10 protein-coding genes are annotated in these 15728 nt (G+C 71.0%); 8 read left to right on the top strand and 2 right to left on the bottom strand.

Annotation, left to right across the window (positions count from 1 at the left end; genetic code table 11):
* The first annotated feature begins 14 nt into the window (after positions 1-14).
* Together ACSSS0_RS09255 and ACSSS0_RS09250 are read left to right on the top strand one after the other, a co-directional pair.
* On the top strand, positions 15-1913 hold the full coding sequence (locus ACSSS0_RS09255; protein WP_487230894.1) for a glycerophosphodiester phosphodiesterase: 1899 nt from the start codon (positions 15-17) through the stop codon (positions 1911-1913).
* A 146-nt stretch (positions 1914-2059) separates the two neighbouring features.
* Positions 2060-3697, top strand: a complete 1638-nt coding sequence (locus tag ACSSS0_RS09250) for an HAD family acid phosphatase (RefSeq protein ID WP_487230893.1) — start codon at positions 2060-2062, stop codon at positions 3695-3697.
* A 21-nt stretch (positions 3698-3718) separates the two neighbouring features.
* On the opposite strand, the gene ACSSS0_RS09245 is transcribed toward ACSSS0_RS09250, so the two are convergent.
* Together ACSSS0_RS09245 and ACSSS0_RS09240 are read right to left on the bottom strand one after the other, a co-directional pair.
* Positions 3719-4522: an HAD-IIA family hydrolase gene (locus ACSSS0_RS09245; RefSeq protein WP_487230892.1), complete on the bottom strand. Its 804-nt coding sequence runs from the start codon at positions 4520-4522 to the stop codon at positions 3719-3721.
* 34 nt (positions 4523-4556) lie between these two features.
* Positions 4557-5762: an ROK family protein gene (locus ACSSS0_RS09240; RefSeq protein ID WP_487230891.1), complete on the bottom strand. Its 1206-nt coding sequence runs from the start codon at positions 5760-5762 to the stop codon at positions 4557-4559.
* Positions 5763-5916: 154 nt separating this feature from the next.
* On the opposite strand from ACSSS0_RS09240, the gene ACSSS0_RS09235 reads away from it, so the two are divergent.
* The 6 genes from ACSSS0_RS09235 (at position 5917) to ACSSS0_RS09210 (ending at position 15643) form a co-directional block, all read left to right on the top strand.
* Positions 5917-7401: a sugar ABC transporter ATP-binding protein gene (locus ACSSS0_RS09235; protein WP_435984283.1), complete on the top strand. Its 1485-nt coding sequence runs from the start codon at positions 5917-5919 to the stop codon at positions 7399-7401.
* The gene (locus tag ACSSS0_RS09230) at positions 7398-8486 is read left to right on the top strand and encodes an ABC transporter permease (protein ID WP_487230890.1); all 1089 of its coding nucleotides are present in this window, start codon (positions 7398-7400) and stop codon (positions 8484-8486) included. Before ACSSS0_RS09235 ends, ACSSS0_RS09230 begins: the two co-directional genes overlap by 4 nt.
* An 84-nt stretch (positions 8487-8570) precedes the next feature.
* Positions 8571-9632, top strand: a complete 1062-nt coding sequence (locus ACSSS0_RS09225) for a substrate-binding domain-containing protein (RefSeq protein ID WP_487230889.1) — start codon at positions 8571-8573, stop codon at positions 9630-9632.
* A gap of 102 nt (positions 9633-9734) precedes the next feature.
* Positions 9735-10967 carry a Gfo/Idh/MocA family protein gene (locus ACSSS0_RS09220; protein WP_487230888.1) on the top strand — a complete coding sequence of 411 codons (1233 nt, stop codon included), beginning with the start codon at positions 9735-9737 and terminating at the stop codon, positions 10965-10967.
* Between the two features lie 98 nt (positions 10968-11065).
* Entirely contained in the window at positions 11066-12175 is a 1110-nt protein-coding gene (locus ACSSS0_RS09215; RefSeq protein WP_435984287.1) for a sugar phosphate isomerase/epimerase family protein, read from the top strand.
* Positions 12176-12382: 207 nt separating this feature from the next.
* Positions 12383-15643, top strand: coding sequence for a PQQ-dependent sugar dehydrogenase (locus tag ACSSS0_RS09210; protein WP_487230887.1), 3261 nt, complete (start codon positions 12383-12385; stop codon positions 15641-15643).
* Positions 15644-15728: the final 85 nt, after the last annotated feature.

Genomic DNA, 15728 nt, shown 5'->3' with positions numbered 1-15728 from the left:
CCTAGCGTGAAGGGATGAGACCCAGGACAGCACTCACCAGCATCCTCCTCGCCGGCACCGTCGCCGCCAGCCTCGCGATCGCCCCCACGGTCGCGTCCGCGTCGCCGCCGCAGGCCCCACCGCCTGCGGCGGCGTCGGTCGTCCCCGCCGCTCCGACCGCTGACGGGGAGCGCGTCGTCCTCAGCGAGGACTTCTCGGGAGGTATGCCGTCCGGCTGGCGTCCCGTCGAAGGCACGTGGGCCGTCGTCGACGGTCGACTGCGGGGCACCGGCAAGGGCGGCATGCTGAGCCGGATCACCTTCGGTCCCCACCTCGAGGCCTACCGTCTCGAGGCCACGGTGCGCTTCGACAGCGTCGAGAACACCTCGCGCTGGGCCGCGCTCGGCCTCGACCTCGCCGCCGACGGCTCCGTGCCGTGGTGGATCGCGACGATGCGCACCAACACCGTCGCTCCCAACGGCCTGGAGTTCGCCGAGCGTACGGCGAGCAACGCCTGGAACGTCACCGACACGGCGGCGGCACCGACCGCTGCCGGCACCGGGCGCGACGTGAAGGTCAGGGTCGAGGTGCGCGGCAGCCGGGCCGCGTGGTTCTTCGACGGGACCGAGGTCATGGAGACGCGGCACCTCGTGCGCTCGGCCGACGGCGGCCTCGGCCTGCTCCTCAGCGGCGCCGTCGTGTCGTTCGACGACGTCACGGTCACCGAGATCCCCAACACCGCCGACTCCCTGCTGCGCCAGCCGGGCGAGGACATGGCCGTCATCGCGCACCGCGGCTACTCGCAGGTCGCACCCGAGGACACCATGGCCTCCTACGAGTCGGCCGCCCGCGCGGGCGCCGACTTCCTCGAGAACGACGTGCAGTCGACCGCCGACGGCGTGCCGATGATCCTCCACGACGACACCCTCGACCGGACGACCGACGGCACCGGCCGCCTCGACGCCGCGCAGTCGGCCGACGTGCGGACGCTCGACGCGGGCTCGTGGTTCTCGAGGTACTTCACCGGGCAGCGCGTGCCGACGAGCGTCGAGATGCTCCAGCACGCCAAGGCGAAGGGGCGCCAGGTGCTCCTCGAGATCAAGGGCCCGGAGACGCGCCCCGAGATCGAGCGGATCGTCCGCGAGGTGAGGGAGACCGCGATGAAGGAGTCGACCGTCATCCAGAGCTTCGACCCGGAGATCCTGCGCACCGTGCACGCCATCGACCCGACCCTGCGGCTCGGCCTGCTGCGCAGCACGCTGGACGCCGACCCCGTGGCCGCCGCGCGCAGCGCCTTCGCGTCGACGTACAACCCGGCGTGGACCGCGCTCGCGGGGCACCCGGACGCCGTGGCCGCGCTCCACGGGGCCGGGATCGCCGTCCAGCCGTGGACCGTCGACGACCCACGCCAGTGGGACGCCATGGACCGGATGGGCGTCGACGGAGTCATCACCAACCGGGCCGGGGGCCTCATCGGCTGGCAGGCGGCCCGGGTCGCACCGGCGAAGCCGACCGTCGCGTTCGTCGGCCCTGCCGCGGGGGCCGAGCTGACGCGCGGTGACCACCTCGTGCCCGCCGTCGACGAGTCGGGTGCCGACACCGTCGACCTGACCCTCGACGGCACGGCTGTCCGGGAGGGCGCCGCGGTCGACGTCGACACGCTCGCGCTCGGCGAGCACGTGCTCGTGGCCCGGGCCACGGGGCCCGGGGGCACGGCGACCGACACCGTCACGGTGACCGTCACGGCGACGCGCGAGGGCCTGCTGCACCTCGTCACCGACCGACGCGTCCCGACCTCGACCGCCCTCCCGCTCGTCCAGCACGTGCTCAAGGGCGACTGGGCGAAGGTCGCCCGCCTGGCCGCCACGTCGGCGGTGCCGAGCGACCTGCGTGCCCTCGTCGTCGGGGACGCCGAGGCGCTCGCCCGCGGCTGACCGGCCGAGTCTGGGAGGAGTCTGGGAACTCCATGCGATGTGCATGGGAATGCCCCCGCGGCGGGTCGTCAGACCCCCGCGGGGGCACGCGCAGGACGACGGTCGAGCGGTCCACCGGCATCCCGAGCAGCCCCAGAGGTGAACCCATGAGGCGTCCCACCCCCCGATCCGCCGGCCTCGCCGTCGCAGCCGTCGGATCGATCATCGGCTCCCTGGTCGTCGCCAGCGCGTCCCCGGCCCTCGCCCACGGCGACGCCGGTGGGCGCCACGACCAGACCCTGACCCCGCGCACCCACTTCGTCATGGCCGCGGACGGCTCGAGCGGCTCCCGTGCCGACGGCGCCGGGATCCCCAACATCGACTCGGTCAAGAAGACGATCTACAGCTACTACGGCGACCCCGGCACGGGTCTGGCCAACCGGACGAGCTCGCCCTACATCTCCGAGATGCGCCGCATCACCGACGGCCTGCGCGCCTCGCTCGAGCGCACGTACGCCGCCGCCGAGCGGAAGGGCACCAAGCCGGCGATCGTGCTCGACGCCGACGACACCACGCTCTGGACCTACGACATGGAGGTCGCGGACATGAAGTTCGTCTTCGACCCCACGCGCCAGGACTACTGGGTCCAGAACCAACTCTTCCCCGCGACGCCGACGATGGTCGACCTCGTCAACGAGGCTGACGCCATGGGCTTCACGATCTTCGGCCTGACCGGCCGCGGCGCCACCCAGAAGGACGCGACGATCGGCAACCTCAAGGACGTCGGCTACAACGCCTTCACGCCCGACCACTACTTCACGAAGTGGGCCGGGTCCACGCCTCCCGCCTATATCACGTGCGCCACGGCCACGTGCACGACGGTCGAGTACAAGGCCGGCACGCGCAAGCACATCGAGCAGGACCTCGGCTACGACATCGTCCTCAACATCGGCGACCAGTGGTCCGACCTGCAGGGCGGGCACGCCGACCGCAACGTCAAGCTGCCCAACCCGACCTACTACCTCCCGTCGCCGGACCTGCCCGGCGTCACGGAGCCGCGCCTCGCGCCCCGCACCCACTTCACGATGAAGCCCGACGGTTCGAGCGGCCTCACCGAGGGCGGCGAGGGCATCCCCAACATCGACTCCGTCAAGAAGACGATCGCCACCTACTACGGCGACCCGGGCACCGGCATCGCGGACAAGGTGAGCTCGCCCTACATCACCGAGCTGGCGGCCCTCGAGGCCCGCAACACCCGACGACTCGTCAGCGAGTGCCGCCAGGGCGTCCGGGCCGGCACGAAGCCCGCCGTCGTGCTCGACGCCGACGACACGACGCTGTGGACCTACGACATGGAGGTGGCGGACATGAAGTTCGTCTTCAACCCCGTGCGCCAGGACTACTGGGTCCAGAACAAGCTCTTCCCCGCCACGCCCGGGATGCCTTCTCTCGTCAAGGCCGTCGCCGACTCCGGCTGCACGGTCATCGGCCTGACCGGTCGCAACACCGGCCAGAAGGCAGCCACGATCGCCAACCTCCACGAGCAGGGCTACCCGCAGTTCACCGACGATCTCTACTTCACGAAGTGGCGCTCGAGCGAGACGCCGCCGGCCTACATGCAGGGCCACTGCAAGGCCTACCCGACGTGCACGACGATCGAGTACAAGTCGACGACCCGTGCGCACATCGAGCAGGACCTCGGCTACGACGTCGTCGCCAACCTCGGCGACCAGTACAGCGACCTCATCGGCGGCCACGCCGACCGAGCGGTCAAGCTGCCCAACCCGACGTACTACCTGCCCTGACTCGTCCGCCCCGACCGGGGCTCAGTGCTGCTCGCCGTCCTCGTGCGCCACGAAGCGCACGAGGTCGGCGACGGAGTCGACGATCCGGCTCGGGCGGTAGGGGAAGTGCTCGACCTGCTCGCGGCTCGTCGAGCCGGTGAGCACGAGGACGGTGCGCAGCCCCGCCTCGAGCCCGCTGATGATGTCGGTGTCCATCCGGTCGCCGACCATGATCGTCGTCTCCGAGTGCGCGTCGAGGCGGTTGAGGGCGCTGCGCATCATGAGGGGGTTCGGCTTGCCGATGTAGTAGGGCTGGCGGCCCGTCGCGGTCGAGATGAGGGCGGCGACCGAGCCGGTGGCCGGGAGGGTGCCGGCTGGGCTGGGCCCGCTCGGGTCGGGGTTCGTCGCGATGAAGCGGGCGCCCTTCTCGATCAGACGGATCGCGCGGGTGATGGCCTCGAAGGAGTAGGTGCGCGTCTCGCCGAGCACGACGTAGTCGGGGTCGCGGTCGGTCATGACGTAGCCGACGTCGTGCATCGCCGTCGTCAGGCCGGCCTCGCCGACGACGTAGGCCGAGCCGCCCGGGCGCTGCTCGGCGAGGAACTGGGCCGTCGCCAGGGCGGAGGTCCAGATCGCGTCCTCGGGCACGTCGATGCCGCTGCGGAGCAGCCGGGCGCGCAGGTCGCGCGGCGTGAAGATCGAGTTGTTCGTCAGGACGAGGAAGCTCCGGCCGGACTCCTTGAGGGCCGTGACGAACTCGGCGGCGCCGGCGATCGCGTCCTCCTCGTGCACGAGGACGCCGTCCATGTCGGTGAGCCACGTCTCGACGGGCCGGTGATCGGTCATGGACCCATTGTGGCGGGTCGGGCCGCCGCGCCGCTCAGGACGCCGACTGGGCGATGGCGAGGTCGACGCGGTCGGCCGTCAGGGCGTGCTGGATGACCATGGTCGCGGCGCCGATGACGCCCGCCTGGACGCCGGTGGTCGCCGGCACGATCTGGAGCACCCCGGTCGCGAGGGGGAGCGAGCGGCCGTAGACGACCTCGCGCACGCCGGCGATGAGGCTCTCGCCCGCCTGGACGAGCGAGCCGCCGATGACGATGACGGACGGGTTGAGCAGGCTGACGCACGTGGCGAGCACCTCGCCGATGGTGCGTCCGGCCTGGCGGACCGCGAGCGCGGCAGGGATGTTGCCCCCGCGGACGAGGTCGACGATGTCCTTGTTGGACTCGGCGACGATGTCGATCTCCTTGAGCGCCTTGGAGATCGCCGGACCGCTCGCGACGGCCTCGAGGCAGCCGACGTTGCCGCACGAGCACAGCACCTCGGCGGCGTGCGGGGCAGCGACGTGTCCGAGGTCGCCCGCGGCACCGACCGCCCCGCGATGCAGGCGGCCGCCGCTGATGATGCCGGCGCCGATGCCCGTGGCCACCTTGACGAAGAGGAGGTGCTCGACGTCGGGGTGGGCCATCGCGTGCTCGCCGAGCGCCATGATGTTGACGTCGTTGTCGACGAGGACGGGGACGTCGAAGTCGCGGCGCACGTGGGCCGGCACGTCGTAGCCGTCCCAGCCGGGCATGATGGGCGGCCGCATCGGGCGTCCGCTCGAGTGCTCGACGGGCCCGGGCACCCCGATGCCGATGCCGATGAGGTCGCGGGGCTCGCGGCCGGCCTGCTCGAGGAGGCGACGCGTCGTCGCGACGAGCCAGTCGAGGACGACCTCGGGGCCGTCGGTGATGTCGAGGTTCTCGCCGATCTCGCAGATCGGGCGGCCGCTGAGGTCGGTCAGGGCGACCCGGCCGTGCGTGGCGCCGATGTCGGCCCCGACGACGACGCGGGCCTCGGGGTTGAAGGCGAAGCGGACGGGCGGTCGGCCCCCGGTGCTGACCGCCTCGCCGCTCGGTGCGAGCAGTCCCGTCGCGAGCAGCGCGTCGACGCGGGCGCCGACCGTCGAGCGGGCCAGGCCGGTCAGCTTGGCGAGCTCGGCACGGGTGCGCGGCGTCTCGTCGCGCAGCAGCTGCAGCAGCTCACCGGCACCACTGACGGCGGTGGCGGCATACGCGGACGACGTTGGCTCTGGACGCACGTTTCCAGTCAAGCATACGCGGCTTCGGTATGCCATGCAGTCGGCTTTGGTGTCTCAACGAGAAAACTTTTGCTTGACGTGCCGACAAAAGTGGGTCACGGTGTGACCCATGGAATCTCGACGGCGAGATGTAGCAGGCGCCCCTCTCCTGCGAATGACGAACGTGGTCAAGCGTTTTCCCGGGGTCGTGGCCCTCGGTGGCGTCGACCTCGACGTGCAGCCCGGCGAGGTGCACTGCCTGCTCGGCCAGAACGGCGCGGGCAAGAGCACCCTCATCAAGGTGCTCGCCGGCGTCCACGAGCCCAACGAGGGCACCATCGAGTGGGCCGGCGAGCCGGTCACCCTGCACCACCCGCAGGCGGCCATGGACCTCGGTGTCGCGACGATGTACCAGGAGCTCGACCTCGTCGAGGGCCTCACCGTCGCCGAGAACATCTTCCTCGGGCACGAGCCGACCCGGTTCGGCTTCTCCCAGCGCACCGCGGCCCGCCGCGAGGCCGCCGCCCTGCTCGCCCGGCTCGGCCACCCCGAGATCTCGCCGTCCGTCGAGGTCGGCACGCTCTCGGCGGCCTCGTGCCAGATCGTCAGCATGGCTCGCGCCCTCTCCCGTGATGCCCGGCTCATCGTCATGGACGAGCCCTCCGCGGTGCTCGACGCCGGCGAGGTCCAGCAGCTCTTCCGCGTCATCGCCGAGGTGACCGGCCAGGGCGTCGCCGTCGTCTACATCTCCCACCGGCTCGAGGAGATCCGCGAGATCGGTGACCGCGTCACGGTGCTCAAGGACGGCAAGACGGTCGCCACCGGTCTCGACGCCAAGACGACGCCGACCCAGGAGCTCATCCGGCTCATGACGGGCCGCTCCATCGAGTACGTCTTCCCACCCAAGCCCGAGGTCGTCTCCGACGCCGAGCCGGTGCTCCGCGTCGAGGGCCTCAGCCGGACCGGCGAGTTCAGCTCGATCAGCTTCGACGTGCGCCCCGGCGAGGTCGTCGGGCTCGCGGGGCTCGTCGGGTCCGGACGCTCCGAGGTCGTCGAGACGATCTTCGGTGCCCGCAAGGCCACGAAGGGCACTGTCAGCGTCGGCGGCAAGGTCGTGCGCGCAGGATCCGTCGCCGCGGCCGTCGCGGCCGGCATCGGCCTGTGCCCCGAGGAGCGCAAGAGCCAGGCGCTCGTCCTCGGCGCGTCGCTCGCCTCGAACATCACGCTCGCGACGCTCCCGCGCTTCTCCCGGGGCGGCCTGCTCGACGGGTCGGCGGAGGTCGAGGCCGCCGAGGAGCTGCTCGAGTCGCTCGACGTGCGGCCGCGCGGCGTGCACCGCGAGTCGCGCACCCTCTCCGGCGGCAACCAGCAGAAGGTCGTCCTCGCCCGCTGGCTGCTCCGCGGCTGCAAGGTGCTCCTCCTCGACGAGCCGACGCGCGGCGTCGACGTCGGGGCCCGCTCCGAGATCTACGCGCTGATCCGGCGCCTCACCGACGAGGGCGTCGCCGTCGTCGTCGTCTCCAGCGAGATCCCCGAGGTCCTGGGGCTGTCCAACCGGGTGCTGGTCCTCGCCGACCGCACCGTCCGCCACGAGGGCCCGGCCGACGAGCTCGACGAGCACGCCGTCCTCGACATCATCCTGAAGGGAGACGCGGCATGAGCGCCGACGTCACGAAGACCGACCAGGCAGGGGAACCGGTCGCCGCAGATGCCCAGGGGGTCGCCGCGACGACCCCGAGCGGACCTCCCGTCGGCGGGGACGCGTCCCGGCGCGAGGGTGGCCTCACGGGTTTCCTCAGCGGGCCCGTCGGCCGCAACGCCGGTCTCGTGCTCGCCCTCGTGCTGCTCGTCATCGTCGGCATCATCACCGCCGGAGACCGCTTCGCGAGTCCCGAGAACGCGCTGACGATCCTGCGGCTCGGCTCGGTCATCGGCGTCGTCAGCGTCGGCATGACGTTCGTCATCTCGGGTGGCGGCATCGACCTGTCGGTCGGCGCCATCGTCGCGCTCTCGTCGGTCTGGGCCACCACGGTGGCGACCCAGACCATGGCCGCGAACTACCACTGGGTCGTCATGGTCATCGCGGCGCTCGTCGTCGGGGCCGTGTGCGGACTCGTCAACGGGGTGCTCATCGCATACGGCCGGATGGCGCCGTTCATCGCGACCCTCGCGATGCTCGCCGCCGCCCGCGGTCTGGCCGAGATCATCGCCAAGCGGCGCACCCAGATCATCCGCGACCGTGGCTTCATCGAGTTCTTCGGCGGCAGCGTCCTCGGCATCCCCGTCCTCGTCATCATGTTCGCGATCGTCGCCGTCGTCGGCTGGGTCCTGCTCAACCGCACGACGTTCGGGCGTCGCACCCTGGCGATCGGCGGCAACCCCGAGGCGGCCCGTCTCGCCGGCATCCGGGTGCAGCGCCAGACCATGTACCTCTACGTCCTGCTCGGCGTCGCCTGCGGCATCGCGGCCGTCATGATCATGGCCCGCACGACGACCGGCACCTCCACGCACGGCACCCTCTACGAGCTCGACGCCATCGCCGCGGTCGTCATCGGCGGCACGCTCCTCAGCGGTGGCCGAGGCACGATCGTCGGCACCGTCCTCGGCGTCCTCATCTTCACGACGCTGACCAACGTCTTCACCCTGAACAACCTCGACACGTCGACGCAGGCGGTGGCCAAGGGGGCGATCATCGTCGCCGCCGTCCTGCTCCAGCAGCGGGTCTCCCGCACGAGGTCGGGCTAGCCGAACGGCCCGGTCGACCGCACCACAGCACGGCACAGCACCACTCACCTCGCACCACCCCTCTTCGCTCACATAGGAGTCAGCGTGTCCGCATCACTCTCCCGTCCGACCAAGCGCGTCGCCGTCCTGGCCATCGCCCTGAGCTCGGCGCTCGTCGCCGCAGGGTGCACGAGCAACGACCCGGCCACGACTCCCGCGGCCTCGACCCAGCAGACCGGCGGCAACGCCGCGAGCGACAACGACGCTCCCGGCGACAAGGTCGTCATCGGCTTCTCCGGCCCTGCGGCCGACCACGGCTGGCTCGCGGCCGTCAACAACTCGGCGCAGGCCGAGGCCAAGAAGTACAGCGACGTCGAGCTCAAGTCGGCCGAGGGCACCAACGACGCCAGCCTCCAGATCAGCCAGATCGAGACCTTCATCAACGACAAGGTCGACGCGATCGTCCTGCTGCCGACCGACGGCGCCGCCCTCACCGAGGTCGCGACCAAGGCGATGCAGGCCGGCATCCCGGTCATCAACGTCGACCGCGAGTTCTCGAGCCCGTTCGCCGCCCGCGCGACGGTCCTCGGCGACAACTACGGCATGGGGGTCTCCGCCGGCACCTACGCCTGCAAGATCGTCAAGGACAAGAACCTCACCAACCCCGTCATCGCCGAGATCGCCGGCATCGACGCCCTGCCCCTGACGCAGGACCGGTCGAAGGGCTTCGCCGACGCGCTCAAGGCCTGCAACCAGACCGTCGACAACCGGGTCGCGGCGGAGTTCACCGTCGAGTCCGGCGAGAAGCAGGCGTCGAACCTGCTCCAGGCCGCACCGAAGATCGACGTGCTGTGGAACCACGACGACGACCAGGGTGTCGGCGTCATGGCCGCGCTCGACCAGGCCAACCGCCACGAGATGGCCTTCATCGGCGGCGCCGGTTCGGCCAACGCGATGCGCTGGATCCAGGAGGGCAAGATGGAGGCCACGGTCATCTACCCGCCGACCCAGGCTGCCGACGGCATCAAGCTCGCGCGCCTCATCGCCCAGAACAAGGGTCTGAGCGACCTCGTCCAGGTCGAGGTGCCCAACCGCATCGTCCTCAACGCGCCCGTCGTGACCAAGGAGAACGTCGAGCAGTACCTGCCCCTCGGCTTCGAGTCCTGACCGGTCGGTGCCCGCGCCGCTCCACCGGCGACGCGGGCACCGCACCGCACGCGTAGGACCGAACCGTCAGCGGTACCACCCCACGTCGGATGTGAGGACGTCATGAGCACACCCAGCAAGCCCACCCTCGGGGTCGGGATGATCGGCTACGCCTTCATGGGGCGGGCCCACTCCCAGGCCTGGCGCAACGTGCGCAGCTACTTCGACGTGCCGGCAGCGCCGGGCCTCGTCGCCGTGGCCGGGCGCAACGAGGCGGCCGCCCGCGACACGGCCGACCGCTTCGGCTGGGCCGAGGTCGAGACCGACTGGCGGCGCCTGCTCGAGCGTGACGACATCGACATCATCGACATCTGCACCCCCGGTGACACCCACGCGGAGATCGCCGTCGCGGCCCTCGAGGCCGGCAAGCACGTGCTGTGCGAGAAGCCCCTCGCCAACTCGGTGGGGGAGGCCGAGGCGATGGTCGTGGCCGCCGAGGCGGCCCGGTCGCGCGGGGTGCGCTCGATGGTCGGCTTCACCTACCGACGGGTCCCGGCCATCGCGTACGCGCGTCGCCTCGTCGCGGAGGGACGGCTCGGCCGCATCCTCCACGTCCGCGGCGCCTACCTCCAGGACTGGCTCGTCGACCCGCAGTCGCCGCTCACCTGGCGGCTCCAGAAGGAGCGGGCCGGCTCGGGGGCGCTCGGCGACATCGGCGCGCACATCGTCGACCTCGCCCAGTTCGTGACGGGTGAGCACCTCACCGGCGTCAGCGCGCTCACCGAGACGTTCGTGCGCGAGCGCCCGATCGCCGACCCGGCGACCGTCGGGACCGGCGGGATCAGCGGCTCGGCGGCCCAGAACGGCTCGGCCACCACCGGACCGGTGACCGTCGACGACGCCGCCGTCCTCGTCTCGCGGATGAGCGGCGGCGCCCTCGCCACCTTCGAGGCGACGCGTTTCGCGAACGGCCGCAAGAACGCGATACGGCTGGAGATCAACGGGACCGACGGCTCGCTCGCCTTCGACTTCGAGGACATGAACGTCCTGCACGTCTTCGACGGCCGTGTCCCGAGCCGCGACGCCGGCTTCACCCGGGTGCTCGTCACCGAGTCCAGCCACCCCTACGTGGCGTCCTGGTGGCCGCCCGGTCACGTGCTCGGCTACGAGCACGGCTTCACCCACCAGGCGGTCGACCTGCTGACCGCCATCGCCGAGGGCACCGACCCCCGGCCTTCCTTCTCCGACGGGCTCCAGGTGCAGCGGATCCTGTCGGCGGTCGAGACGAGCGTGGAGCGGGAGGGGTCCTGGACCCCGATCGACGGGGCCCACGCGACGTCGCCGGCCATGTCCTGAACGTTGCGGAGGCGCACCCGACCCTCGCCCCGAAGACAAGGAGATTCGGCTCGACCCGCACGTCTAGTCTCTGTCACCCCCTGAAGGAGCAAGCTCACATGCACGACAACGACGTCAACCCGCTCAAGCTCGTCAGCAAGCTCGGCCTCAACCGTCGCCAGTTCTTCGCGGCCACGACGGGCGTCGCCGCCGCCGTGACCCTGACCGGGACGGCCGCCAAGGCCGCCCCGGGCGCGAACGGCATCCTCATCCCGGCCCCTCGCCGCGGCATCATCCTCTACACCGTGCGTGACGCGGTCGGGCGCGACCCGCTGACCTCGCCGTACGCCTCCGGCTTCAAGGAGGTGCTCACCGAGCTCTCGTCGATCGGCTACCGCCAGATCGAGTTCGCCGGCTTCCGCCAGCACGCGAACGCCGAGGGCGGCGCCGACCTCAACACCGTCGCGGGTGCCACGCAGCTGCGCGCCTGGCTCGACGAGCTCGGGCTCGAGGCCGAGGGCAACCACGGCTCGATCCCGTCGACGATCACGGACACGACGATCGCGCAGTTCGACACGGCCTGCGAGATCGCCAACATCCTCGGCATGGGCCACATCGGCACCGGCTCCGACCCGACCGGCTCCGCGTACGTCGCGGACTGGGAGGCCGCCGCCGCGCGCTGGAACTTCTTCGGGGAGCGGGCGGCCCAGCACGGTCTCAAGCTCTACACGCACAACCACGACATCGCGTACAGCTTCCTGCTCGACAGCGGGCCGCTCGACGCGCAGGGGCGTCCGACGCGCTCGTCCGGCATCCGCCGCCTCGAGCACTTCCTCGCCAACACGGACCCGAAGGCCGTCTACCTCGAGATGGACATCTACTGGGCCCACGTCGCGCAGTACAAGCACAAGACGTACACGGCGCCGGACGGCTCCGTCGTCACGTCGGTCTTCGACCCGGCCGCGGTCGTCGCCGCCCAGACGTCGCGCTTCCCGCTCTTCCACGCCAAGGACGGCAAGGTCGACACGACGCAGGCCAACGGCTACGTCATGGCCCCCTTCGGACAGGGCGACATCGACTACTCGACGTTCCTTCGTCGGGTCGGTGCCAAGGGCTCGCACAACCCGATGTGGGAGATGGACACGGCTCCCGGCGGGACCGCTGCCCCGAACCAGTCGATGGAGCTCTCGAAGGTCAGCTACGACAACATGGCCGCCCTGCGCGGCTGACGTCGCCCCGGTCCCCCACCGTCCGGACCACGAAAACACCGGCCCCCGGGGAGAGCAGTGCCGTTGCAGCGGCGCGCTCCCCGGGGACCGGCTTCGCCCGTCTCTGTCAAGAAGGACGTACCGATGAATGCTACTTCGCGATCCAGGGCGAGGAGGCTGGTTGCCACAACTGCGGCAGCCGTCCTCGCCTGCACGGCGCTCGGCGCCGTGGCCACCCTGCCAGCCCAGGCCCACGACGGCGTCGACCACGGCGCCGAGCCGGCGCTCGACTGGTCGAACTACGAGAAGATCACGCTCACCAAGGACACCGGTGAGCCGATCGACATGGCCGTGCTGCCCGACCGGCGCGTGCTGACGACGGCCCGCAACGGCGACGTCCGGCTGGTCGACCCCGACACCGGGGTCACCAAGGTCGTCAACACGCTCTCCGTCTACAACAACTCGGAGGACGGTCTCCAGACCGTCACCCTCGACCCCGACTTCGAGACGAACCAGTGGGTCTACCTCTACTACGCGCCGCGCACCATGACGGCGCCCTACCCGACGTCGACGCCCACGGGCTCGGCGCCGAACAGCCTGCCCGTCGGCGCGGACGCCTCCTACTGGGACCAGTGGAAGGGCTACAACCAGCTGAGCCGCTTCAAGTGGGACGACGCGACCGACAAGCTGGACCTCAGCACCGAGCAGGTCATCATCAAGGTGGAGCAGCAGCGCGGCCAGTGCTGCCACGTCGCCGGTGACGTCGACTTCGACGCCGACGGCAACCTCTACCTCGCGACCGGCGACAACACACCCGCGAGCGCGCCGGGCGCCAACGGCTTCGCCCCGAACAACAACGCGCCGGGCTTCAACCCCGGCTTCGACTCGCGTCGAGGAGCCGGCAACACGAACGACCTGCGCGGCAAGATCCTGCGCATCAAGGTCGCCGCCGACGGCTCCTACACCGTCCCGGCCGGCAACCTCTTCGCCCCCGGCACGGCGAAGACGCGTCCCGAGATCTTCGTCATGGGCGTGCGCAACCCGTTCCGCATCGACGTCGACCCCGTCACGAACTCCGTCTCGTGGGGCGACTACGGGCCTGACGCCGGCGCGGCCGACCCGCAGCGCGGTCCGATGGGCTACGTCGAGTGGCAGACCACGGCCATCACCAAGCCGGTCAACGGCGGATGGCCCTACTGCCACGGCCCCAACGCGAACTACAACGAGTGGAACTTCGCGACGGCGACGCCCGGCCCGTGGTTCGACTGCAACGCCGGGGCGCTCAACAACTCGACGTGGAACACCGGCCTCGCCCAGGTGCCGCCGGCCACCGCGCCGACGCTCTACTACGGCGACAACAACACGCACCAGCCGTGGTCCGAGCTGACCGACTTCTCCCCGGCCGGCGGCCAGGGCCCGATGGGCGGTCCCGTCTACCACTACGACGCGACCAACCCGTCGACGACGAAGTTCCCGCAGTACTGGGACCAGAAGGCGTTCTTCGCCGAGTTCTCGCAGGACTACCTCGCGGTGTTCGACGTGCAGTGGCCGGGCGGCCCGGTCGACCACATCACGAACTTCCTGCCCAACGCCGCCCTCGAGACGAACGGGCAGCCGATCACCGACAGCCCGATCGACATCGAGTTCGGCCCGGACGGGTCGCTCTACGTCCTCGACTACGGCGACGGCTTCTTCCGTGCGAACCCCGACGCCGGCCTCTACCGGATCGACTACTCGCCCGGCAACAAGGCGCCGCAGGCGAAGATCTCGGCCACGCCGATCAGCAGCAGCAGCGCCCCGCTGACGGTGCAGTTCGACGCGTCCGGCTCGGTCGACCCCGAGGGTGGGGCCCTGACCTACGAGTGGGACTTCGACGGCAACGGCACGTTCGACGCGACCGGCGTCACGGCGAGCTGGACCTACACCGAGCTCGGCAAGTACACGGCGCGCCTGCGCGTCACCGATCCGGAGGGTCGCCGCGGCCTGACGAGCACGTCGATCAGCGTCGGCAACGTCGCCCCGACGGTCACCATCGCCACGCCGCCCAACGGCGCCTTCTTCGACTGGGGCCAGGCGGTGCCGTTCACCGTCACCACCTCGGACCCCGAGGACGGCACGGCGACGGTGTGCTCGCGCGTCTCCTGGACCTTCGGCCTGGGTCACGACGCGCACGCCCACCCGCTGAGCCAGGGCACGGGATGCCAGTTCGCGATCCCGACCCCGGCCGACGCGACCCAGCACGGCGAGACGGAGAACATCTTCGGCGTCGTCGTCATCACCTACACCGACAACGGTGCCAACGGCCTGCCCGGTGCGACCACCACCGAGCAGCTGGTCCTCAACCCGAAGAAGCAGGAGGCCGAGTGGGCCGACGCGACGCAGGGTGTCGAGATCACGAACGACGACGCGGCGAGCGGTCTGCGCAAGGTCACCTCGTTCGACGCCGGTGACTGGCTGGCCTGGGACCCGGCGAACCTCGTCGGCGTCACCGGTGTCAGCGCCCGTGCCACGGGCACCGGCACCCTGTCGCTGCGGTGGAACTCGCCGACGGCGGCTCCCTTCGGCACCATCGCGGTGAACGGCTCCGGCTGGACCGACACGGCAGCGTCCCTGTCGTCGAAGCCCACCGGCACCGGACGCCTCTACGTCACCTCGACGGGTGGGGTCGTGCTCGACTCCCTCACGTTCGTGGGCGACGGGGTCGCCGACGTCACGCCCCCGGTCGTCTCGGTCACGCTGAACCCGGCGGCGCCGAACGGTGCGAACGGCTGGTACACGAGCAACGTCACCGTCACGGTCACCGCGACCGACAACGGCACCGTCGCCTCGCGCCAGCGCTCCACCGACGGCGGGGCCACGTGGGTCAACGCCAACGCGGCCCTGACGGTGTCGACGGAGGGCACGACCACCGTGCTCTACCGGGCCACCGACAACGGCGGCAACGTCTCGCAGGTCGGGTCGGTGACGATCAAGCTGGACAAGACGGCCCCCGTGGTCGCCGTGTCCGGCGCCGCGGAGGGTGCGTCCGTCGGCAACGCGGGTGACCTCACGTGGACGGCCACCGACGCCACGAGCGGGATCGACACCGTGACGGCCACCGTCGACGGCACCACCGTCGCGGCCGACAAGCCGCTCGCCCTGTGGACGCTGTCGCTCGGCAGCCACACCCTCGTCGTCACGGCGAAGGACAAGGCCGGTCTCGTCACGTCGACGACGAGGACGTTCACCACGACGACCTCGATCCTCACGCTGACGGCGCTGACGGAGCGGCTGTCCCGCGAGGGACTCGTCACCCCGGCGGGCGAGAAGGAGCTCGAGAAGCGGCTCCAGCAGGCCGAGAAGCACATCGCGGGTGGGCGCACCAGCGCGGCCGTCTCGCAGCTCGAGGGCTTCATCGCGGCAGCGAAGTCCACCGCCTACGTCCGCGACGCGGCGGCCTCGGCCGCCCTGCAGCGCGACGCGGCGGCGGTCATCGCCCCGCTGCGCTGAGGTCCCGGTGGCCCGGCGGCGGGCACACGCCCCCGCCGCCGGGCCACCCCACCCGCACACCTCGCAACCACCTCCCGAGGAGAAC

The organism is Terrabacter sp. R4-6 (genome assembly GCF_057529065.1).
This window is presented reverse-complemented; position numbering and strand designations above follow the sequence as displayed.